The sequence below is a fragment of the Pseudomonas sp. URMO17WK12:I11 genome, assembly GCF_007677725.1.
Taxonomy (GTDB): domain Bacteria; phylum Pseudomonadota; class Gammaproteobacteria; order Pseudomonadales; family Pseudomonadaceae; genus Aquipseudomonas.
This window is the reverse complement of sequence record NZ_VEDF01000011.1, coordinates 82,957-103,434: the sequence shown is the minus strand read 5'-3', so window position 1 is coordinate 103,434 and position 20,478 is coordinate 82,957. Positions and strand designations below refer to the sequence as shown.

At 64.1% G+C, this 20,478-nt stretch carries 19 protein-coding genes; 11 read left to right on the top strand and 8 right to left on the bottom strand.

The features are described from left to right. Positions 1–132: 132 nt before the first annotated feature. Complete coding sequence (locus FS665_RS19630; RefSeq protein WP_145192263.1) at positions 133–498, top strand: hypothetical protein; 366 nt, start codon at positions 133–135, stop codon at positions 496–498. Between the two features lie 25 nt (positions 499–523). Here FS665_RS19630 and FS665_RS19625 read toward each other — a convergent pair whose 3' ends face one another. After that, entirely contained in the window at positions 524–2,092 is a 1,569-nt protein-coding gene (locus FS665_RS19625; RefSeq protein WP_145192260.1) for a beta (1-6) glucans synthase, read from the bottom strand. A 197-nt stretch (positions 2,093–2,289) separates the two neighbouring features. On the opposite strand from FS665_RS19625, the gene FS665_RS19620 reads away from it, so the two are divergent. From FS665_RS19620 to FS665_RS19610, 3 genes are all read left to right on the top strand, one after another. Continuing rightward, on the top strand, positions 2,290–3,150 hold the full coding sequence (locus tag FS665_RS19620) for a glycine betaine ABC transporter substrate-binding protein (RefSeq protein ID WP_145192257.1): 861 nt from the start codon (positions 2,290–2,292) through the stop codon (positions 3,148–3,150). A 191-nt stretch (positions 3,151–3,341) separates the two neighbouring features. Further along, positions 3,342–3,653 carry a DUF485 domain-containing protein gene (locus tag FS665_RS19615; protein WP_145192254.1) on the top strand — a complete coding sequence of 104 codons (312 nt, stop codon included), beginning with the start codon at positions 3,342–3,344 and terminating at the stop codon, positions 3,651–3,653. Next, on the top strand, positions 3,650–5,314 hold the full coding sequence (locus tag FS665_RS19610; protein ID WP_145192251.1) for a cation acetate symporter: 1,665 nt from the start codon (positions 3,650–3,652) through the stop codon (positions 5,312–5,314). The genes FS665_RS19615 and FS665_RS19610 overlap by 4 nt, the downstream gene beginning before the upstream one ends. 51 nt (positions 5,315–5,365) lie before the next feature. Here FS665_RS19610 and FS665_RS19605 read toward each other — a convergent pair whose 3' ends face one another. Next, positions 5,366–5,518, bottom strand: a complete 153-nt coding sequence (locus FS665_RS19605; protein ID WP_103438227.1) for a DUF3309 family protein — start codon at positions 5,516–5,518, stop codon at positions 5,366–5,368. A gap of 213 nt (positions 5,519–5,731) precedes the next feature. Between FS665_RS19605 and FS665_RS19600 the strand changes: the two genes are divergently transcribed. Beyond that, positions 5,732–6,541 (top strand): SDR family oxidoreductase, encoded by an 810-nt coding sequence (locus FS665_RS19600; protein ID WP_145192248.1) that lies wholly within the window; start codon positions 5,732–5,734, stop codon positions 6,539–6,541. 129 nt (positions 6,542–6,670) lie between these two features. Then, positions 6,671–6,856, top strand: a complete 186-nt coding sequence (gene csrA, locus FS665_RS19595; RefSeq protein WP_145192245.1) for a carbon storage regulator CsrA — start codon at positions 6,671–6,673, stop codon at positions 6,854–6,856. A gap of 32 nt (positions 6,857–6,888) precedes the next feature. Here the strand turns inward: csrA and FS665_RS19590 are convergent, their stop codons facing one another. The 5 genes from FS665_RS19590 to mnmC all read right to left on the bottom strand — a co-directional run bounded on the left by FS665_RS19590 (position 6,889) and on the right by mnmC (position 14,126). After that, a complete protein-coding gene (locus FS665_RS19590; RefSeq protein ID WP_145192242.1) occupies positions 6,889–7,116 on the bottom strand; it encodes a YheU family protein in 228 nt (75 codons plus the stop codon). A 55-nt stretch (positions 7,117–7,171) separates the two neighbouring features. Beyond that, on the bottom strand, positions 7,172–8,356 hold the full coding sequence (locus tag FS665_RS19585) for an osmoprotectant NAGGN system M42 family peptidase (RefSeq protein ID WP_145192240.1): 1,185 nt from the start codon (positions 8,354–8,356) through the stop codon (positions 7,172–7,174). Between the two features lie 98 nt (positions 8,357–8,454). Next, positions 8,455–10,200, bottom strand: a complete 1,746-nt coding sequence (ngg, locus tag FS665_RS19580) for an N-acetylglutaminylglutamine synthetase (protein WP_145192237.1) — start codon at positions 10,198–10,200, stop codon at positions 8,455–8,457. 3 nt (positions 10,201–10,203) lie between these two features. Beyond that, positions 10,204–11,991 (bottom strand): N-acetylglutaminylglutamine amidotransferase, encoded by a 1,788-nt coding sequence (locus tag FS665_RS19575; protein ID WP_145192234.1) that lies wholly within the window; start codon positions 11,989–11,991, stop codon positions 10,204–10,206. 164 nt (positions 11,992–12,155) lie between these two features. After that, the gene (gene mnmC / locus FS665_RS19570) at positions 12,156–14,126 is read right to left on the bottom strand and encodes a bifunctional tRNA (5-methylaminomethyl-2-thiouridine)(34)-methyltransferase MnmD/FAD-dependent 5-carboxymethylaminomethyl-2-thiouridine(34) oxidoreductase MnmC (RefSeq protein ID WP_145192231.1); all 1,971 of its coding nucleotides are present in this window, start codon (positions 14,124–14,126) and stop codon (positions 12,156–12,158) included. 135 nt (positions 14,127–14,261) lie between these two features. On the opposite strand from mnmC, the gene pap reads away from it, so the two are divergent. Both pap and FS665_RS19560 read left to right on the top strand, forming a co-directional pair. Further along, a complete protein-coding gene (gene pap, locus FS665_RS19565; protein WP_145192228.1) occupies positions 14,262–15,755 on the top strand; it encodes a polyphosphate:AMP phosphotransferase in 1,494 nt (497 codons plus the stop codon). Positions 15,756–15,900: 145 nt separating this feature from the next. Further along, positions 15,901–16,854, top strand: coding sequence for a DMT family transporter (locus tag FS665_RS19560; protein ID WP_145192225.1), 954 nt, complete (start codon positions 15,901–15,903; stop codon positions 16,852–16,854). Positions 16,855–16,936: 82 nt separating this feature from the next. Here the strand turns inward: FS665_RS19560 and FS665_RS19555 are convergent, their stop codons facing one another. Next, positions 16,937–18,331, bottom strand: coding sequence for a class II fumarate hydratase (locus FS665_RS19555; RefSeq protein WP_145192222.1), 1,395 nt, complete (start codon positions 18,329–18,331; stop codon positions 16,937–16,939). A 154-nt stretch (positions 18,332–18,485) separates the two neighbouring features. On the opposite strand from FS665_RS19555, the gene FS665_RS19550 reads away from it, so the two are divergent. From FS665_RS19550 to FS665_RS19540, 3 genes are all read left to right on the top strand, one after another. Continuing rightward, entirely contained in the window at positions 18,486–19,010 is a 525-nt protein-coding gene (locus FS665_RS19550; RefSeq protein WP_145192219.1) for a DUF2059 domain-containing protein, read from the top strand. A gap of 9 nt (positions 19,011–19,019) precedes the next feature. Then, the gene (locus FS665_RS19545) at positions 19,020–19,316 is read left to right on the top strand and encodes a BolA family transcriptional regulator (RefSeq protein WP_145192216.1); all 297 of its coding nucleotides are present in this window, start codon (positions 19,020–19,022) and stop codon (positions 19,314–19,316) included. 225 nt (positions 19,317–19,541) lie between these two features. Further along, a complete protein-coding gene (locus FS665_RS19540; RefSeq protein ID WP_145192213.1) occupies positions 19,542–20,474 on the top strand; it encodes a rhodanese-related sulfurtransferase in 933 nt (310 codons plus the stop codon). Positions 20,475–20,478 lie beyond the last annotated feature (4 nt).

The following is a 20,478-nucleotide window of genomic DNA, read 5'->3' as shown; positions in this document are numbered from 1 at the left end:
CGGCAAAGTTGCCAGCCGTGATGGCCTTTTGTGTGCCTGTTATCTGCAACATAGCTGCAGGGTTGGCATTTTGCCTTACAACGGTGCTTGGGCGATCATGGATGCTTTCGATTACCGCTATTGGAGAAGGGCATGTCTCGAACGCTGCCGGCCGCTTGGCTTTTGATGGGAGTGGCGCTCTGGCTCGCGGCCAGTTATGGCTTGCGTTATGGCCTGATGGAAGACGCCCGGTGGGTCGGGCTGTGCGGCGCGCCGGGCGAGCATTGGCAATGCCAGGTAAGAGCCTGGTTGGGCTTGAGCATTCATTTCCAGATCATGGCATGGGCCGGGCTTGGGCTTGCCGTGCTGGCCCAGTTCGTCAGAGGGCGCGGTGGCTGGTGGCTGGCCGCGCTGGCGCTGCTGTTCGGCGTGCCGGCATTGGTGCTGTACACCGCCAGCATCGCGGTGTTCGCGGTAGTGCTGGCGGGTCTGCGGCTGGTCAGGCAGCCTGCTGCCTGAGGGCTGCGCGCGCTGTCAGAAGAAATCAAGGCTTGGGTGTGCGGCGCAAGCTACGCCACAGCGCGGCAGTCATCACCACGCTGACCAGCGCCCATGCCCACGCTTGCTGGTTCGCCAGGCCTTCCTGGTACAACTGAGGCAGGACGCCAGCGCCAATCATGAACGCCAGCAGCGCAGCTTCGGCGCGCCGGGTCGCGACCGGCCTGAGCACATACAGCAGGGCTGGCAATGCCAACGCCGCGGTGGGGAAACTGCGGTAGCGCGGGTCGAAGACCATCGCCAACATGCTCACCGCCGCGGCGAACCCAGCAGCCAGCACCAACCAGCCCGCACGTGCCTGCAGCGCGGCGTACAGCCGCTCGCGCCACCCGCTGCGCTGCGCCAGCGCCAGTACGCCGTGCAGCAGCACCAGGGCGTTCAGCCCTATCAATAGCGCAGCCCACAGCCATTCCCCAACGAAGCGTGCGTGGGTGCGCATCAACTCGCCCCACAGGCCCATGCAACCGGCACCGAAGGCCGCCAGCAACGGCAGCCCCAGCGCCGCCCGCGGAGTCGCCGGGCGCCCGGCGAGCAGCAGGGCAACCACCATCAGCAGCGCGCTTGCGAGCAACCACTGTGGCCAGTAGGCGAGGTTGCTCACCGGCCCCTCGAGCACGCCTTTATCCATGCGCTCGGCGTCGTACAGCCCCCAGTAACCGCCCACGGCGCCTTCGCTGGCGCGTTTCCAGGGCTGGTCGAAGGCTTCGATCAAGTTGTAGTGCCAGCCGTTGGCCTCGGCCATGGCGACGAAGCCACGGATGAACCGCGCCTCGTTGGCGCGGCTGGGGACGGCGGTCTCGCGCTGGCGGCCTTCGCTGGGCCAGCCGGTTTCGCCAATGAACACATCCTTGGGCGCGAACTGCGTGCCGAATGCCCGGCGCACCTCGGCGACATGGGCCAGGGCATCGTCGATGCCGCTTGGGTCGTCCTCCCAGTACGGCAAAAGATGGATGGTCAGAAAATCCACCGCCGGGGCGATCTGAGGGTGTTGCAGCCAGAATTCCCAGACATCGGCGTAGGTGACCGGTACCTTGACCTGGCGTTTGACCCGGTCGATCAGTGCGGCCAGGCGTTCGCCGGTGACCTCCTTGCGCAGCAGGGTTTCGTTGCCGACGATGACCGCGCTGACCACATCCGGATTGGCATTGGCGGCGGCGATCAGCGCTGCGACCTCTTTGTCGGTGTCGAGCGGATTGGCGTTGACCCAGGCCCCGAGCATGACTTTCAGCCCATGTTTGCGCGCCAGTGCCGGGATCGCTTCCAGACCGCTCATGGAATAGGTGCGAATGCACTGAAAACGGGCAGCCAGCAAGGCCAGGTCGGCGTCCATGCGCGCCGGGCGCAAGCGAAAAGGCTGATCGAACGGCGACTGGTCCTTGTCGAACGGGGTATACGACGCACACTGCAACTTATGCGTTGGGCTGGCCGCGTCGGGCAGCAGCACCGGCTTGCCCAGCCCGTACCAGAGCGTCCCCAGCCCGAGCAGGGCCAGCAGGCAGGCGAGCAGGTACAGCGGTAGCAGCAGGCGGGAGGCAACGGGCATCGGGCGGTCCATCTTCAGGTGCAAAGCGCTAGATAGTAGCCCGGCGCCAAAGCTTTGGCATGCAAGGATCGCGCAGACGGCGCAGGGCCGTTGCCGCTAATGGCACAGTGCTGTCGCATATGGGGCGGGTACAGGTCGTAGCTGGAGCAGGTCGTCGCAGGTGGCAGGACGATGATGGAATCTCCAACACCTGACGAGGGGATGCATTGATGGCGAAGACAACAAGAATGCGACGTATCCTGGGCGTGGGCAGCGCCCTGGTATTGGCCATGAGCACTGCACAGGCAATGGCCAAGGAAGTCAGCATCGGCTACGTGGACGGTTGGGCCGACAGCGTCGCCACCACCAACGTGGCGGCACAAGTGATCAAGCAGAAACTCGGCTACGACGTGAAGTTGCAGGCTGTGGCCACCGGCATCATGTGGCAGGGGGTTGCCACCGGCAAGCTCGATGCCATGCTCTCGGCCTGGCTCCCGGTGACCCACGGTGAATACTGGAGCAAGAACAAGGACAACGTGGTCGACTACGGCGCCAACTTCAAGGACGCCAAGATCGGCCTGATCGTGCCCGAGTACGTCAAGGCAACGAGCATCGCCGACCTCAAGACCGACACGACCTTCAAGCAGAAGATCGTCGGTATCGACGCAGGCTCGGGGGTGATGATCAAGACCGAGCAGGCGATCAAGGACTACGACCTGACCGGCTACAAGTTGCAGGCCAGCTCCGGCGCCGCCATGACCGCCGAACTGGGCCGCGCCTACGGCAAGCAGCAATCGATCGCCGTGACTGGCTGGGTGCCGCACTGGATGTTCGCCAAGTGGAAGTTGAAGTTCCTCGAAGACCCGAAAGGCGTCTATGGCGCGGCCGAAACCGTCAACAGCATCGGCAGCAAGGAGTTGGCGACCAAGGCGCCAGAAGTCGCGGACTTCCTGAAGAAGTTCAGCTGGCAGTCCAAGGATGAGATCGGCGAAGTGATGCTGGCCATCCAGGAGGGCGCCAAGCCAGAAGTCGCAGCCAAGGACTGGGTAGCCAAGCACCCTGAGCGGGTCAAGGAATGGACCGGCAAGTAACCCTTACATAACTACGGCTCAATCGTTTTGGAAAAAATCCGCGCCCGTACCGGCGCGGATTTTTTCATGTTTGTTACAGCATTGGTAAAACACCGTTGCATCTAAGACTAAGGTCGTCTGGTTGGCGTGCCATGGCTGCATAAAGTAAGGGTGTGGGTTTTCTCCCTACTTGTGCTGCTAGGACAAAAACAATGAACGACAGCATTTACCTCTCGATACAAAACAGCCCGCGCTTCAAGGAGCTGGTGAGCAAACGTGAACGTTTCGCCTGGATTCTCTCGGCGATCATGCTCGGCCTCTATTGCGCTTTCATCCTTCTGATTGCCTACGGTCCTCAGGTGCTGGGCGCCAAGCTCAGCCCGGAATCGTCGATCACCTGGGGCATTCCCCTGGGCGTCGGTCTGATTCTTTCGGCATTCGTACTGACCGCCATCTACGTACGCCGCGCCAACGGCGAGTTCGATGAGTTGAACAAGGCCATCCTGAAGGAGGCGCAGCAATGATTCGCCACTGCAAAACATTGGCCGTACTGGCCTGCGGTGCCTTTGCACCCGCCGTGTGGGCTGCCGATGCCCTGACCGGCGAGGTGCAGAAACAACCGCTGAACGTCGCCGCGATCGCCATGTTCGTGGCCTTCGTCGCCTTCACCCTGGGCATCACCTATTGGGCCTCGAAGCGCAACAAGTCGGCCGCTGACTATTACGCCGCTGGCGGCAAGATCACCGGTTTCCAGAACGGCCTGGCGATTGCCGGTGACTACATGTCGGCAGCCTCGTTCCTGGGCATTTCCGCGCTGGTATTCACCTCGGGCTACGATGGCCTGATCTACTCGATCGGCTTCCTGGTCGGCTGGCCGATCATCCTGTTCCTGATCGCCGAGCGCCTGCGCAACCTGGGCAAGTACACGTTCGCCGACGTCGCTTCCTATCGTTTGGGGCAGAAGGAAATCCGCACCCTGTCGGCCTCCGGGTCGCTGGTGGTGGTGGCGTTCTACCTGATCGCGCAGATGGTCGGCGCCGGTAAGCTGATCGAGCTGCTGTTTGGCCTCGACTACCACGTCGCGGTCATCCTGGTCGGTATCCTCATGTGCCTGTACGTGCTGTTCGGCGGCATGCTGGCTACCACCTGGGTACAGATCATCAAGGCCGTGCTGTTGCTCTCCGGTGCCAGCTTCATGGCGCTGATGGTGATGAAGCACGTGGGCTTCGACTTCAACACGCTGTTCTCCGAAGCCATCAAGGTGCACGCCAAGGGCGAGGCGATCATGAGCCCTGGCGGTCTGGTCAAGGACCCGATCTCGGCGTTCTCGCTGGGCCTGGCGCTGATGTTCGGTACCGCCGGCCTGCCGCACATCCTGATGCGCTTCTTCACCGTCAGCGATGCCAAGGAAGCACGCAAGAGCGTGCTCTACGCCACCGGCTTCATCGGCTACTTCTACATCCTGACCTTCATCATCGGCTTCGGCGCGATCCTGCTGGTCAGCACCAACCCTGACTTCAAGGACGCCGCTGGCGCCCTGATCGGCGGCAACAACATGGCCGCGGTGCACTTGGCCGATGCAGTGGGCGGTAGCGTGTTCCTGGGCTTCATCTCGGCAGTGGCGTTCGCCACCATTCTTGCGGTGGTGGCTGGTCTGACCCTGGCCGGTGCCTCGGCGGTGTCCCATGACCTGTACGCCAGCGTCTGGCGCAAGGGCAAGGCCAACGACAAGGACGAGATCCGCGTGTCCAAGATCACCACGGTGGCCCTCGGCGTGCTGGCGATCGGCCTGGGCATTCTGTTCGAGAAGCAGAACATCGCCTTCATGGTCGGCCTGGCCTTCTCCATTGCCGCCAGCTGCAACTTCCCGGTGCTGCTGCTCTCGATGTACTGGAAGAAACTGACCACCCGCGGCGCCATGATCGGCGGCTGGCTGGGCTTGGTCAGTGCGGTGGGGCTGATGATCCTGGGCCCGACCATCTGGGTGCAGATCCTTGGCCATGAGAAGGCGATCTACCCGTACGAGTACCCGGCACTGTTCTCGATGCTGATCGCATTCGTGGGTATCTGGTTCTTCTCGGTCACCGACAAGTCCAAGGCGGCCGACGACGAACGTGCCTTGTTCTACCCGCAGTTCGTCCGCTCGCAAACTGGCCTGGGCGCCTCGGGTGCGGTTTCGCACTGATTCATCGCCCATAAAAAAACCGCGCCTAGGCGCGGTTTTTTTATGATTTCGCTAGATCATCCCGAGTAACAGCAACACCAGCAGTACGACCAGCACTGCACCGATGATGCCGGACGGGCCATAGCCCCAGCTGCGCGAGTGAGGGAATACCGGTAAGCCACCGATCAGCAACAAGATCAGGATGATGATGAGAATCGTGGTCATGGCGAAATCCTTGCGTGGTTAGGGGTCAAGGGCCTTGCAACACTGGCCGCTTGTTAATTCCGACCCGTACCGCTTGCAAAAGATTCCATCGCGCTGCGCCGGCCTGTGGCGCACCCGCTCATGCCCACCCATTCACTGCCTTGATAGACCCTGCTGCGCACCGTGGCCTTGATTAGACTCGACCTAACTCCAGTCAGAACAAGGCGTGCCACCATGCAAAATCGCATCATGATCACTGGCGCAGGCTCGGGCCTCGGCCGCGAGATCGCCCTGCGCTGGGCGCGCGAAGGTTGGCGCCTGGCGCTGGCCGATGTCAACGAAGGCGGGCTGCGGGAAACCCTGCAGCAGGTGCGCGAGGCGGGCGGCGAGGGCTTCGTGCAGCGCTGCGATGTCCGCGACTACAGCCAGCTGACCGCGCTGGCCCAGGCCTGCGAAGAGAAGTTCGGCGGCATCGACGTCATCGTCAACAACGCCGGTGTCGCCTCCGGCGGCTTCTTCGCCGAGCTGTCGCTGGAAGACTGGGACTGGCAGATCGCGGTCAACCTCATGGGCGTGGTCAAGGGCTGCAAGGCGTTTCTGCCGCTGCTCGAGCGCAGCAAGGGGCGGATCATCAACGTGGCGTCGATGGCGGCCTTGATGCAAGGCCCGGGCATGAGCAACTACAACGTGGCCAAGGCGGGCGTGCTGGCGCTGTCGGAAAGCTTGCTGGTGGAACTGCGGGCGCTGGATGTGGCGGTGCACGTGGTGTGCCCGTCGTTCTTCCAGACCAACCTGCTCGACTCGTTCCGCGGCCCCAACCCGGCGATGAAGGCGCAGGTCGGCAAGTTGCTGGAGGGCTCACCGATCAGCGCGGCGGACATCGCCGAATGCATTCACCAGCAGGTCGCGGCAGGGGACTTCCTGATCCTGCCCCACGAGGCCGGTCGCCAAGCCTGGTTGCTCAAGCGCGAGGCGCCGCAGCGGCTGTACGATGAAATGGCGCACATGGCAGATAAAATGCGAGCAAAAGCCCAGCCGCGTTGAGCTACAGGGGCATTTCTGTAGGAAAGTTTACCGCCCCGTGTAGGTCCGCTCTGAATTTGCGGCAAAGCCTTGTTCTGTGGAATAACCCCGAGCACTCTGCGGTCTTTTCCTGTTGCGAGGGACCGGAGCATGTTGGTGATCGGAAGAGAGGTGGGCGAAGTCATCCTCATTGGAGACGACATTCGCATCAAGGTGGTGGAGTCGCGTAACGGCATGGTGCGCTTCGGCATCATCGCCCCGCGCCACGTGCCGGTGCACCGCGCCGAAGTCTACCGGCGTATTCAGGAAGCGCAAAAGCGCAAGGAGCAATCCTGAAACGCCGGCATCGCCCCGCCGGCACGCGCCTGTTACTCGAGCAACTCGCGGGGCACGTCATGCCTGGCCAGCAGCTGGCACTGCTGGCTTTCCAGGTCGAAGAGGATGAACGCCTGACCCTTGGCCAACGCCTGGCGTACCCGCAGCACGCGGGTTTCCAGGGGCGTGTCGTCGCCGTTGTCAGTGCCATCGCGGGTGACGAAGTCCTCGATCAGGCGGGTCAGGGTGTCGGCTTCTAGTTGCTCGTAAGGGATCAGCATGGCTCGGGCACAAGTGGCAGGGTGGATAGCGCCATGCTACGCCATTGCGCGGCCATCAGCTTTTGTTTCCCAGCAGGCTGTCCACCGCTGGCACCCGGGTTTCGCTCTCCATTTGCGCATCGTGTTCAAGCTGGTGGCTGAAGCGCTCGAGCGAGGCGTTGGCCGGTTGCGAATCGCTGGCAAATACCGGCGGGCTCAACAGGTAGGCCGAAAGCAGGCGGCTGAGCGCAGCGAGGCTGTCGATGTGCGTGCGTTCGTAGCCATGGGTGGCATCGCAGCCGAAAGCCACCAGTGCGGTACGAATGTCGTGACCTGCGGTCACTGCCGAGTGGGCGTCGCTGAAGTAATAGCGGAACAGGTCGCGGCGTACTGGCAACTCCTGCTCCCCGGCGAGCTTGAGCAAATGCCGCGACAGGTGATAGTCGTAAGGCCCGGACGAATCCTGCATCGCCACGCTCACGGCATGCTCGCTGGAGGCTTGGCCCGGCGCGACCGGGGCGATGTCGATGCCGACGAACTCGCTGACATCCCATGGCAGCGCACCGGCGGCACCGGAGCCGGTTTCTTCGGTGATGGTGAACAGCGGATGGCAGTCGATCAGCGGCTGACGCCCGCTTTCCACCACGGCCTTGAGCGCTGCCAGCAGCGCCGCCACGCCCGCCTTGTCATCCAGGTGGCGGGCGCTGATATGGCCGCTTTCGGTGAATTCAGGCAGCGGATCGAAGGCCACGAAGTCGCCGATGCCGATGCCCAGGGCTTCGCAATCGGCGCGGGTCGCGCAGTAGGCATCCAGGCGCACCTCGACATGCTCCCAGCTGATCGGCATCTGGTCGATTGCGGTGTTGAATGCATGACCGCTGGCCATCAACGGCAACACGCTGCCGCGAAACACACCGGTGTCGGTGAATACGCTGACCCGGCTGCCCTCGGCGAAGCGGCTCGACCAGCAGCCGACCGGGGCCAACGCCAGACGCCCGTTGTCCTGCACTTGACGGACACTGGCGCCGATGGTGTCCAGGTGCGCCGAGACTGCGCGGTCGGGCGAGCTCTGGCGGCCCTTGAGGGTGGCGCGAATGGTGCCACGGCGGGTCAGTTCGAAGGGAATGCCCAGTTCATCCAGGCGCTCGGCCACATAACGCACGATGGTGTCAGTGAAGCCGGTCGGGCTTGGGATGGCGAGCATTTCCAGCAGGACGCGCTTGAGGTACTCGAGATCGGGTTCTGGAAGTTGTTCGGACATGGGTACTCCTTAGGGTATTGCGCAGTGACTTCTACAGCTACGGCACACGCCGCGCGCCCACAGCGTTGCTGGCGCGGGGTGTGAAGGCCGTCAGGGGTCTACGCCAATGCCTGGCTGTGCGGAAACAGCAGGTCGACGAAGCGTTCGGCCGTCGGCTGCGGCTCATGGTTGGCAAGCCCGGCGCGCTCGTTGGCTTCGATGATCACGTAGTCAGGCTGCTCGGCATCGCGCACCATGAAATCCAGGCCGACCACCGGAATCTCCAGGGCGCGAGCTGCCCGCACCGCCGCGTCAGCCAGCACGGGATTGAGACGTTCGGTGACATCCTCCAGCGTGCCGCCGGTATGCAGGTTGGCAGTACGCCGCACCGCCAATCGTCGACCCGGCTCCAGCACATCGTCGTAGTTCAGCCCAGCGGCCTGCAGCGTGCGTTCGGTTTCATCATCCATCGGGATGCGGCTTTCTCCGCCGGTGGCCGCCTGGCGGCGGCGACTCTGCGCTTCGATCAGTTGCAAGATGGTGTGCTTGCCGTCACCGACCACCTGCGCCGGATGACGAATGGCGGCTGCCACCACTTCGTAGCCGATGACCACGATGCGCAGGTCGTGCCCGGCATGGAAGCTTTCCAGCAGCACCCGACTGTCGAAGCGGCGGGCGTTTTCCACGGCCTGGGTGACGTCTTCGATGCTCGTCAGGTTGACCGCCACGCCTTGACCCTGCTCGCCGTCCACCGGCTTGACCACGATGGCGCCGTGCTCGTCGAGAAAGGCCAGGTTGTCATCGGCGTTGCCGGCCAGTTGCTGGGCAGGCACTTGCAGCCCAGCTTGCTGTAGAGCCTGCTGGGTTAGGCGTTTGTCCTGACACAGGGTCATGGTCACTGCGGTGGTCAGGTCGCTCAGCGACTCACGGCAGCGGATCCGCCGACCGCCCAGACTCAGGGTGAACAAGCCAGCCGCCGCGTCGTCCACGTGCACCTCGATACCGCGCCGCAAGGCTTCGTCGACGATGATGCGCGCGTAGGGGTTGAGGCTTGCTTCCGGGCCTGGGCCGAGGAACAGCTGCTGGTTGATGCCGTTCTTGCGCTTGACCGCGAAGGTCGGCAGGTTGCGAAACCCGAGCTTTTCATACAGCCGCTTGGCCTGGCGGTTATCGTGCAGCACCGACAGGTCCAGGTAGGCCAGGCCACGGCTCATGAAGTGTTCGATCAAGTGGCGCACCAGTACCTCGCCCACCCCAGGGCGGGTGCACTGCGGATCCACCGCCAGGCACCAGAGGCTGCTGCCGTGCTCGGGATCGTCGAAGGCCTTGCAATGGTTCAGGCCCATGACACTGCCGATCACCGCGCCGCTGTCTTCATCCTCGGCGAGCCAGAACACTGGGCCGCCCAAGTGGCGCGGGGTGACCAGTTCAGGGTCGACGGGCAGCATGCCGCGCGCCTGGTACAGGGTGTTGATCGCCTGCCAGTCGCCGGCACTCTGTGCGCGGCGTACGCGAAAGCCGCGGAACACGCGCTGTGCCGGGCGGTAGTCGGTGAACCACAGGCGCAGGGTGTCGGAGGGGTCGAGAAACAGCTGCTGCGGCGCCTGGGCCAGCAACTGCTGCGGCGCCGCGACATACAGCGCGATATCGCGCTCGCCAGGGCGTTCTTCCTGCAGCGCCGCGGCCAGGCTGGCTGGGTCTGGGTAGGTATGGCCGATCAGCAGGCGCCCCCAACCACAGTGCAAGGCCCGCGGTTGATCGTGGGGCTCGCTGCCATCGCCGGCCAGGCGCGCCTGCAGGCGCTCATAGGACGGCGCCTGGCCGCGCAACAAGCGCTGGCCGTAGGCGATTTCATGGGGTTTCATCGGTCAAAGTCCTTGTTCGCTGAGCCACAGGTTCAGAGCCGCCAGTTGCCACAGCTTGGAGCCGCGCAGTGGGGTCAACTGACCATGCGGGTTGCTCAGCAGTCGGTCGATCGTTGCCGGGTTGAACAATCCACGGTCCTGGCTCGGGTCGGTCAGCAGGTCGCGGACCCAGCCAAGGGTGGCGCCCTCCAGGTGCTTGAGACCTGGAACCGGGAAGTAACCCTTCTTGCGATCGATCACCTCGTGGGGAATGACCCGCCGTGCGGCCTGCTTGAGCACATGCTTGCCGCCGTCCGGCAGCTTGAAGCGTGCCGGGATTCGCGCCGACAACTCGGCCAGGCGATAGTCCAGGAACGGCGTACGCGCCTCCAGGCCCCAGGCCATGGTCATGTTGTCGACGCGCTTGACCGGGTCATCCACCAGCATCACCGTGCTGTCCAGGCGCAGTGCCTTGTCCACCGCATCCGGCGCACCAGGGCGGGCGAAATGCTCGCGCACGAAATCGCCCGCAGCGTCGTTATCCAGCTGCCACGGCGCCTGTACCGTGTCGCGATACTCGTCATGGCTGCGGTCGAAGAACGCCTCGCGGTAAGCCGCGAAGGGGTCGCTGGCGCCGTCGACTTTCGGGTACCAGTGGTAACCGGCGAACAGCTCGTCGGCACCCTGGCCGCTCTGCACGCCCTTGCAGTGCTTGGCCACTTCCCGCGACAGCAGGTAGAAGGCGATGCAGTCGTGGCTGACCATCGGCTCGCTCATGGCGCGGAACGCCGCCGGCAGCTGGTCGATGATCTCGTGCTCGGCAATGCGCAGTTGGTGATGGCGCGTGCCGTAGTGCTTGGCGATCAGGTCGGAGTACTGGAACTCATCGCCACGCTCGCCGCCAGCGTCTTCAAAGCCGATGGAGAAGGTCGACAGGTCATCCACGCCGACTTCGCGCAGCAGGCCCACCAACAGGCTGGAGTCGACGCCACCCGATAGCAGTACGCCGACATCGACCGCAGCGCGTTGACGGATGGCCACGGCGTCGCGGGTCGCGTCCAGCACGCGGGTCGTCCAGTCTTCGAGGTCAAGCTCACGCTCGTCCGCGTTGGGGCCGTACTGCAGCTGCCACCAGGTCTGGCGCTCGACTTCGCCGTGGCGATCGACGCGCATCCAGGTGCCAGGCTCGAGCTTCTGCACATTTGCCAGCAGCGTACGTGGCGCAGGCACCACGGCGTGGAAGTTGAGGTAATGGTTGAGCGCCACCGGGTCGATGACCGGGTCGATATCGCCGCCCTTGAGCAGCGCTGGCAAGGTCGAGGCGAAGCGCAGGCGCTCGCCGTTGCGCGACAGGTACAGCGGCTTGACGCCGAGGCGGTCGCGGGCCAGGAACAGGCGTTGGTTGTCGCGCTCCCAGATGGCCAGGGCGAACATGCCGTTGAGCTTGGGCAGCATCGCTGCGCCCCAGGCGTGATAACCCTTGAGCAGTACTTCGGTGTCGCCATCGGACCAGAAGCTGTAGCCCAGGTCCTGCAATTCCTTGCGCAATTCAGGGAAGTTGTAGATGGCGCCGTTGAAAGCCAGCGATAGGCCCAGGGTGTTATCGGCCATCGGCTGCGCTGAGCCGTCCGACAGGTCCATGATCTTCAGGCGGCGGTGGCCGAGGGCGATCGGGCCGTGGCTATGGAAGCCCCACGCATCCGGCCCACGCGGCGCCAAGTGATGGGTGATGCGCTCTACCGCAGCCAGGTCGGCGGGGCGGGGCGCTTGATCGATGGGGGTGAAACGCAACTCTCCAGCTAATCCGCACATAGGTCCTTACCGGTTGTTCCGTTGGGGAATGAGTGCCCCGGATTAGGGCACCCTGTAAGGAACTGACCTGCGTGCAATAGCGGAGTTTTAGATCAATCTGTTATAACGGCGCGGTCAGGTTCCGTTTACCTGCGCGCCTTGCAGCGTGGCACATGGGCATGCATTCAGGATTTGCCACGGATCAACTGGCGCAACATGAAGCGGTTCGGATGGCAGGCTTCGGCCACTGCCCGCGGCAACGGTAACGGTTCGCCGCTGGCCCACGCCGCGATCAATTCGCCGCTCAGGGGCGCGGTGATCAAACCGCGCGAGCCGTGACCGGTGTTCACATACAAGCCGTCGAGCCATGGGCAGGCGACGTCCGGTACCTGCCGTGCGTCCTTGCCGAGCAGCGCATACGCGTCGGCGAACCGGACGGGGTCGGCCAACGGCCCGACGATCGGCAGATAATCCGGGCTGGTACAGCGAAACGCGGCGCGCCCGTCCAACTGCGCTGGGTCCAGTGCTTCGACCGCCAGGCGAGTTGCCAGGTCGGCGGAGATTTCATCGAGCAGCGCCAGGTTGCCCTGATGCTCGGCCACTGTTGGGGTCAGGTCGTCGCTGTGAAAGTCGAAGCTGGCACCCAAGGTATGCTCATCGTCGCGAGGCGGCGCGACATAGCCCTCGGCGCATACCACCGTGCGCAGCGCGCGGCTGGCTGCGGTTGCCGGCAGGCGGGTGATCTGCCCGCGAATGCGTTTGAGCGGCAGCTGCGCACAGGGCGCGAAGCGGCGCACGTCGGCAGCGCCGGCCAGCACCACCAGCGGCGCACAGGCGAGCAACCGTGTGCCTGCCCAGGCCTGCCATAATCCATCGGCCTTGCGCAGTTCGATGGCCTCGACGTGCAGTTGCAGGTCGATGTTCGGCTGCCCCAGTTGCGCCCGGCACAGCGCCGGCGGATGCACCCAGCCGCCTTCAGGGTAAAACAGGCCGCCTGCCGCCAGTGCTACCCCGGCAAGCGCCTGGGCCTCAGGCTGAGACACGGCGCGCAGCAGGCTGTCGTCGAAGGCCGCTGCCAGCTTGCCCTGGCGCCCTCGCTCCTTGTCATCGAAGGTCAGTTGCAACACGCCGCACGCTTCCCAGTCGCGGCCGCGCTGCAGGCGTTCGAGCTGGCGGCGAGTGTAGCCGAAGCCGGAGAGGATCATCTGCGACAGCGCCGTGCCATGGGCGGACAGCTTCAGGTACAGCACGCCCTGGGGGTTGCCTGACGCTTCCTGCGCCGCCTGGGCATGGCGCTCCAGCACCGTGACCTGCCAGCCGCGTGCCGCCAGGCTGGCAGCCGTGGCGCTGCCAGCCAGACCGGCGCCGATCACCAGGGCCTGACGAGGGCCTGCGAGCGGCGTCGGGCGGGCATACCACGGCGCCGCCTGGCCATGCGCCAGGGGACCTGTGTATTCGCCGCTCATCACCTCCCATTTCTTGCCGATGCCGGGGATCTTCTTCATCCGGAAACCGGCCTCGATCAGGCCCCGGCGAACCCAGCCGGTGGTGGTGAAGGTGCCCAGCGTAGTGCCGTCGTGGGCCAGCCGGGCCAGTTGCGCGAACAGCTCCGGGGTCCACATGTCGGGGTTCTTGGCCGGGGCGAAACCATCCAGGAACCACACGTCGACAGCAGCATCGAGTTGCGGCAACTGTTGCAAGACGTCGCCAACCAGCAGGGTCAGGGTCACGCGACCGTTGTCGAAGGTGAATTGCTGAAAACCTGGGTGCAGCGCCACGTACTGCCGCAGGAACGGCTCGGTGAACGCTGCCAGCTCCGGCCACAGACGCACCGCGCGGGCCATGTCGTCGCGGCTCAGTGGGTACTTTTCGACGCTGATGAAATGCAGGCGCGCCTGGGGCGCGGCCAGTTCGGCGAACAGCTGCCAGGCGCAGAAGAAGTTCATGCCGGTGCCGAAACCGGTTTCGCCGATCACCAGGCAGGCGTGCGGCGCCAGTTCGGTGAAACGCTGGCGCAGGCGGGTCTGCTCGAGGAACACATAGCGGGTTTCCGCGGTACCTTCGTCACGCGAAAAATAGACGTCGTCGTACTGGCGCGAGTGCGGGCGGCCCTGGTCGTCCCAGTCGATCTGGGCGTGCTGGAGGAGGGTGGACATGATTGGCTCGGTTGCAGCGGATGGCCGATTTTATGCCATCTGCAGGTTTTGCGCAGGCCGAACTGGCAGCGCTGCGGTCAATACCGGCACAGCGCAAATCCGCTAGTCTTGCTTATCCATCACAGGAGCCCATGCATGTTCGAATCCGCGCAAATCGGTCACAGCATCGACAAGGACACTTACGACGCCGAGGTGCCGGCGCTGCGCCAGGCGTTGCTCGAGGCGCAGTACGAACTCAAGCAGCAGGCGCGCTTCCCGGTGATCGTGCTGATCAACGGCGTCGAGGGCGCTGGCAAGGGCGAGACGGTCAAGTTGCTCAACGAGTGGATGGACCCGCGCATGATCGACGTGCTCACCTTCGACCAGCAGACCGATGAGGAGCTGGCCCGGCCGCCGGCCTGGCGCTACTGGCGGGCGCTGCCGCCAAAAGGGCGGATGGGCGTGTTTTTCGGCAACTGGTACAGCCAGATGTTGCAGGGGCGGGTGCATGGGGTGTTCAAGGATGCTGTGCTCGACCAGGCCATCAACGGTGCCGAGCGCCTGGAACAGATGCTCTGCGACGAAGGCGCGCTGATCATCAAGTTCTGGTTCCACCTGTCCAAGAAGCAGATGAAAGCGCGCCTGAAGTCGCTCAAGGACGATCCGCTGCACAGCTGGAAGATCAGCCCGCTGGACTGGCAACAGTCGCACACCTACGACCGGTTCGTACGCTTCGGCGAGCGGGTGTTGCGCCGCACCAGTCGCGATTATGCGCCGTGGCATATCGTTGAAGGGGTCGACCCCTATTACCGCAGCCTGGCGGTGGGGCGCATTCTGCTCGAAAGCTTGCAGGCGGCGCTGGCCAACAACCCCAAGGGCAAGCACAAGGGCAACGTCGCGCCGCTGGGCCGGGCCATCGACCAGCGCAGCCTGCTCGGCGCGCTGGACCTGAGCGTGCGCCTGGACAAGCACGACTATCAGGAGCAGCTGGTGCTCGAGCAGGCGCGCCTGGCCGGCCTGCTGCGTGACAAACGCATGCGTCGGCACGCCCTGGTGGCGGTGTTCGAAGGCAACGACGCGGCGGGCAAGGGCGGGGCAATCCGCCGCGTGGCGGCAGCCCTGGACCCGCGCCAGTACCGCATCGTGCCGATTGCTGCGCCCACCGAAGAGGAGCGCGCGCAGCCCTACCTGTGGCGGTTCTGGCGGCACATTCCGGCACGCGGCAAGTTCACCATCTTCGACCGTTCATGGTACGGACGGGTGCTGGTCGAGCGGGTCGAAGGCTTCTGCAGCCCGGCCGACTGGTTGCGCGCCTACGGTGAAATCAATGACTTCGAAGAGCAATTGAGCAACGCCGGCGTGGTGGTAGTGAAATTCTGGCTGGCCATCGATCAGCAAACCCAGCTGGAGCGCTTCGAGGAGCGCGAGCAGACCCCGTTCAAGCGCTACAAGATCACCGAAGATGACTGGCGCAACCGTGACAAGTGGGATGACTACGTGCAGGCGGTGGGCGACATGGTCGACCGTACCAGCACCGAGATCGCCCCATGGACGCTGGTAGAGGCCAACGACAAGCGCTGGGCGCGGGTGAAAGTGCTGCGCACCCTCAACGAGGCGCTTGAAGCCGCGTTCGCCAAGCACAAGAAATAGCGCGGCGGCGCAGGAGCCGGCAGCACCGCCGAGCGCCCCAGCCATGCCGTAATCGAATGAGGTGATGAATTCTTTTCTCGCCACGCGGCGCCCGACAAACCCGTAGACTGCATGCACCCCCACCCTGGGAACGAACGGGAACGGTATGCATACGACATCTGGCCGCTGGGTCTACGGCCTGTTTCTGGCGCTGCTGACGGCGCTGCTCTGGGGCATCTTGCCGATCAAGCTCAAGCAGGTGCTGCAAGTGGTCGACCCGGTGACGGTCACCTGGTACCGCCTGCTGGTGTCGGGCGGGCTTTTGTTCGCCTGGCTTGCGGCGCAGCGCCGCTTGCCGTCGCCACGCCGGCTTTCAGCCAAGGGTAAGGGCCTGGTGCTGGTGGCTGTGTGCGGGCTGATGGGCAACTACCTGCTGTACCTGATCGGTCTGAACCTGCTCAGCCCGGGGACCGCGCAGCTGGTGGTGCAGGTAGGGCCGGTATTGCTGCTGGTGGCCAGTGTGTTCGTGTTCAAGGAGCGCTTCAGCCTGGGGCAAGGGCTGGGGCTGCTGGTATTGATTGGCGGATTCGCACTGTTCTTCAATCAGCGCCTCGAAGAGCTGCTGACGTCGCTGAGCACCTACACCACTGGCGTGTTGACCATCTTGCTGGCCACCAGCATCTGGGTGTTCTATGCCCTGAGCCAGAAGCAATTGCTGACGGTATGGAATTCGCAGCAGGTGATGATGGTGATCTACCTCAGCTGCGCGGCGCTGCTGACGCCATGGGTACACCCCCTGGAGGCGGTGCAGCTCACCCCTGTGCAGGGCTGGTTGCTGCTGGCGTGCTGCCTGAACACCTTGGTTGCCTACGGCGCCTTCGCCGAAGCGCTGGCGCACTGGGAAGCCTCGCGGGTGAGCGCCACCTTGGCCTTGACCCCGTTGGTGACCTTCGTGGCGGTAGCGCTGGCGGCCCTGGTGTGGCCGGAGTATGTGCATGCCGAAGACATCAACGCCTTGGGTTACATCGGCGCAGTGACCGTGGTGGCGGGTTCGACCCTGGTGGCCTTGGGGCCGTCCTTGGTGGCCGGGTGGAGGGCCAGGCGAGCGCGCCTGGCCTAGCCCTGCTCATCGTCAGATCTACAGCGACCCTTTGAGGTACATCCCAACTTTGTGGAAGCAACTGCGCAGGGCTTGGGCAGGGTCAGCCTTTGCCGCCGGGTGCCAGCATGTTTTCAGGCCTGACCCATTCATCGAACTGCTCGTTGGTCAGGTACTTCAACTCCAGCGCGGCCTCGCGCAAGGTCTTGCCTTCGGCGTAGGCCTTTTTGGCAATCTCCGCCGCCTTGTCGTAGCCGATGTGCGGGTTCAGCGCGGTTACCAGCATCAGGCCGCGTTCCAGATGCGCCGCCATCTGCTCGGCATCCGGCTCGATGCCGGCCACGCAGTGCTGCTGGAAATTGCGGCAACCGTCAGCGAGCAGGGTGATGGACTGCAACACGTTATGAATGATCACCGGCTTGAACACATTGAGCTGCAGATGCCCCTGGCTGGCGGCGAAGCCGATCGCTGCATCGTTGCCCAGCACCTGGCAGGCCAGCATCGACAGCGCTTCGCACTGGGTCGGGTTGACCTTGCCGGGCATGATCGAGCTGCCCGGCTCGTTGGCCGGCAGGCGCACCTCAGCCAGCCCAGCGCGCGGACCGGAACCGAGCAGGCGCAGGTCGTTGGCGATCTTCATCAGCGCCACGGCCAGGGTTTTCAGCGCGCCGGCAAGGCTGGTCAGCGCTTCGTGGCCGGCCAGGGCGGCGAACTTGTTCGGTGCCGTGACGAATGGCAGCCCGGAAAGCGCCGCCAGTTCCGCCGCCACCGCTTCGGCGAAGCCGTGCGGGGCGTTGAGCCCGGTACCCACGGCCGTGCCACCCTGGGCCAGCTCGTATACCGCTGGCAGGCTGGCGCGGATGGCCCGCTCGGCATAGTCGAGCTGGGCAACATAGGCGGAGACTTCCTGGCCGAAGGTGATCGGCGTGGCGTCCATCATGTGCGTGCGGCCCGTCTTGACCAGTTTCTGGTGGCGCGCCGCCAACTCTGCAAAGCCCGCGGACAGCTCGGCGACTGCCGGCAGCAACTGCTCGTGCACAGCCTGCGCGGCGGCGATGTGCATGGCAGTGGGGAAGCAGTCGTTCGAGCTCTGCGAGCGGTTGACGTGATCGTTGGGGTGTACCGGCGCCTTGCCGCCGCGGCCATTGCCGGCCAGCTCGTTGGCGCGCCCGGCGATGACTTCGTTGACGTTCATGTTGCTCTGCGTGCCGCTGCCGGTCTGCCAGACCACCAGCGGGAACTGATCGTCATGCTCGCCGTCGAGCACTTCATTGGCGGCCTGTTCGATCAGGCGGGCGATGTCGGCGGGCAGATCGCCGTTGCGGTCGTTGACCCGCGCTGCGGCTTTCTTGATCAAGGCCAGGGCGTGCAGCACCGCCAGCGGCATGCGTTCCTGGCCGATGGCAAAGTTGATCAGCGAGCGCTGGGTCTGCGCGCCCCAGTAGGCGTCATCAGGAACTTCGACCGGCCCCAGGCTGTCTGTCTCGATACGGCTCATGCTGCGTTCACTCCATTGTCAGTCAGAATCAGCAGTTTAGGCCCTCATGCGTGCGAGCGGTTCATTCCCTCGACGTGCCACTTGAGCGCTGCGCCCGTGCGGGAGCAGAATGCTCATCTCTGAGGTACCGCCTCCCCCTCCTGAAGGAAATGCAATGACCCGTCTCCGTGTCCTCTGTGCTGCCGTCGCCCTGGCCTGTGCCAGTGGCCAGGTACTCGCTGCCACCGCCAGCCACAATGCTGCCGCCGAGAAATTCCTGAGCCTGGCCAACGCTGACAAGTTGGGTACCCCGGTGTACATGCAGGTCCAGCAGATGTTCGCCCAGCGCTTTGCCCAGACCAAGGCTCCGGCCTCCAAGCAGCCGGTGCTCGAGAGCTACCAGGCCAAGGCCAACGCTGCGCTGGACAACGCCATCGGCTGGAACAAGCTCAAGCCGAAAATGGTCGACCTCTACACCCAGACCTTCACCGAGCAAGAGCTCAAGGACCTGGTCAAGTTCTATGAGTCGCCGCTGGGCAAGAAGGTCCTGCGTGAGATGCCCAAGGTTACCCAGCAGTCCGCCCAGCTGACCCAGACCAGCCTGGAGCCAGCAGTGCCAACGGTCAACAAGCTGCTCGAAGACATGACCAAGGAGCTCGACCCCAACGCTGGCAAGGCCGCCGCCCCAGCCAAGAAGTGAGTTGAGCCAATGAGCATGCAGCAACGCATCGAGCAGCAGCTGAGCGCATTGGCGCCGCAGCACCTTGAAGTGCTCAACGAAAGCCACATGCACAGCCGTGGCCAGGAAACCCATTACAAGGCGGTGATCGTCAGCGATCAGTTCGCCGGGCTCAACAGCGTCAAGCGCCATCAGAAGGTGTACGCCACCATGGCTGAGCTGATGGGCGAGATCCACGCCCTGGCCATTCATACCTACACCGCCGAAGAGTGGGCCAAGGTCGGCGTGGCGCCGGCATCGCCGGTGTGCGCTGGCGGCGGGCACTGAATCCTCTCTGTCGTTCTGGTACAATCCTGCGAAATCCGGGGGCCGCTTTGCGGCCCTTTCGCGATCCAAGGCCGCTCTTACTTAGACTAGGCACCGCCGGTAACCGCGGCGCTTTCTGTGTGGGAGCGGCCTTGGGTCACGATTGGGGCGCGGTGCGCCTCCATGCTTATCAAGTCATGCCCGGTCCACCCCTTACGAGGGTGACCACCTGGAGAACCGATTCAAATGTCCCAAGCTATCGTCGTGGCGGCGCTGTACAAGTTCGTCACCCTCGAAGACTACGTCGAGCTGCGCGAGCCGCTGCTCCAAGCCATGCTCGACAACGGCGTCAAAGGCACCTTGCTGCTGGCCAACGAAGGCATCAATGGCACCGTCTCGGCCAGCCGCGAAGGCATCGACGGCCTGCTCGCGTGGCTGCGTAACGACCCGCGCCTGGTCGATATCGACCACAAGGAGTCCTACTGCGACGAGCAGCCGTTCTACCGCACCAAGGTCAAGCTCAAGAAAGAGATCGTCACGCTGGGCGTGCCAGGCGTCGACCCGAACCAGGCGGTCGGCACCTATGTCGAGCCCAAGGACTGGAACGCCCTGATCAGCGACCCCGAGGTGCTGCTGATCGACACCCGCAACGACTACGAAGTGGCCATCGGCACCTTCAAGGGCGCCATCGACCCCAAGACCGAGTCGTTCCGCGAGTTTCCCGAGTACATCAAGGCCAACTTCGACCCGAGCAAGCACAAGAAAGTGGCGATGTTCTGCACCGGCGGCATCCGCTGCGAAAAAGCTTCGAGCTACATGCTCGGTGAAGGCTTCGAGGCGGTCTATCATCTTAAAGGCGGCATCCTCAAGTACTTCGAGGAAGTGCCCCAGGAACAAAGCCTGTGGGATGGCGACTGCTTCGTCTTCGACAACCGCGTCACGGTGCGCCACGACCTGAGCGAGGGCGAGTACGATCAGTGCCATGCTTGCCGTCATCCGGTCGATGCGCAAGACCGCGCGTCCGAGCACTACTCGCCAGGTGTGAGCTGCCCACATTGCTGGGACAGCCTCAGTGAAAAGACCCGGCGTAGCGCCATCGACCGGCAGAAGCAGATCGAGTTGGCCAAAGCCCGCAACCTGCCACACCCGATCGGTTACAACTACAAAGCCGAGGCTTGAGCCG

Excerpts from the sequence above, each read along its gene's own strand:
- FS665_RS19630 (WP_145192263.1), top strand. The coding sequence starts at position 133 with ATGTCTCGAACGCTGCCGGCCGCTTGGCTTTTGATGGGAGTGGCGCTC.
- FS665_RS19625 (WP_145192260.1), bottom strand. The coding sequence starts at position 2,092 with ATGGACCGCCCGATGCCCGTTGCCTCCCGCCTGCTGCTACCGCTGTAC.
- FS665_RS19620 (WP_145192257.1), top strand. The coding sequence starts at position 2,290 with ATGGCGAAGACAACAAGAATGCGACGTATCCTGGGCGTGGGCAGCGCC.
- FS665_RS19615 (WP_145192254.1), top strand. The coding sequence starts at position 3,342 with ATGAACGACAGCATTTACCTCTCGATACAAAACAGCCCGCGCTTCAAG.
- FS665_RS19610 (WP_145192251.1), top strand. The coding sequence starts at position 3,650 with ATGATTCGCCACTGCAAAACATTGGCCGTACTGGCCTGCGGTGCCTTT.
- FS665_RS19605 (WP_103438227.1), bottom strand. The coding sequence starts at position 5,518 with ATGACCACGATTCTCATCATCATCCTGATCTTGTTGCTGATCGGTGGC.
- FS665_RS19600 (WP_145192248.1), top strand. The coding sequence starts at position 5,732 with ATGCAAAATCGCATCATGATCACTGGCGCAGGCTCGGGCCTCGGCCGC.
- csrA (WP_145192245.1), top strand. The coding sequence starts at position 6,671 with ATGTTGGTGATCGGAAGAGAGGTGGGCGAAGTCATCCTCATTGGAGAC.
- FS665_RS19590 (WP_145192242.1), bottom strand. The coding sequence starts at position 7,116 with ATGCTGATCCCTTACGAGCAACTAGAAGCCGACACCCTGACCCGCCTG.
- FS665_RS19585 (WP_145192240.1), bottom strand. The coding sequence starts at position 8,356 with ATGTCCGAACAACTTCCAGAACCCGATCTCGAGTACCTCAAGCGCGTC.
- ngg (WP_145192237.1), bottom strand. The coding sequence starts at position 10,200 with ATGAAACCCCATGAAATCGCCTACGGCCAGCGCTTGTTGCGCGGCCAG.
- FS665_RS19575 (WP_145192234.1), bottom strand. The coding sequence starts at position 11,991 with ATGTGCGGATTAGCTGGAGAGTTGCGTTTCACCCCCATCGATCAAGCG.
- mnmC (WP_145192231.1), bottom strand. The coding sequence starts at position 14,126 with ATGTCCACCCTCCTCCAGCACGCCCAGATCGACTGGGACGACCAGGGC.
- pap (WP_145192228.1), top strand. The coding sequence starts at position 14,262 with ATGTTCGAATCCGCGCAAATCGGTCACAGCATCGACAAGGACACTTAC.
- FS665_RS19560 (WP_145192225.1), top strand. The coding sequence starts at position 15,901 with ATGCATACGACATCTGGCCGCTGGGTCTACGGCCTGTTTCTGGCGCTG.
- FS665_RS19555 (WP_145192222.1), bottom strand. The coding sequence starts at position 18,331 with ATGAGCCGTATCGAGACAGACAGCCTGGGGCCGGTCGAAGTTCCTGAT.
- FS665_RS19550 (WP_145192219.1), top strand. The coding sequence starts at position 18,486 with ATGACCCGTCTCCGTGTCCTCTGTGCTGCCGTCGCCCTGGCCTGTGCC.
- FS665_RS19545 (WP_145192216.1), top strand. The coding sequence starts at position 19,020 with ATGAGCATGCAGCAACGCATCGAGCAGCAGCTGAGCGCATTGGCGCCG.
- FS665_RS19540 (WP_145192213.1), top strand. The coding sequence starts at position 19,542 with ATGTCCCAAGCTATCGTCGTGGCGGCGCTGTACAAGTTCGTCACCCTC.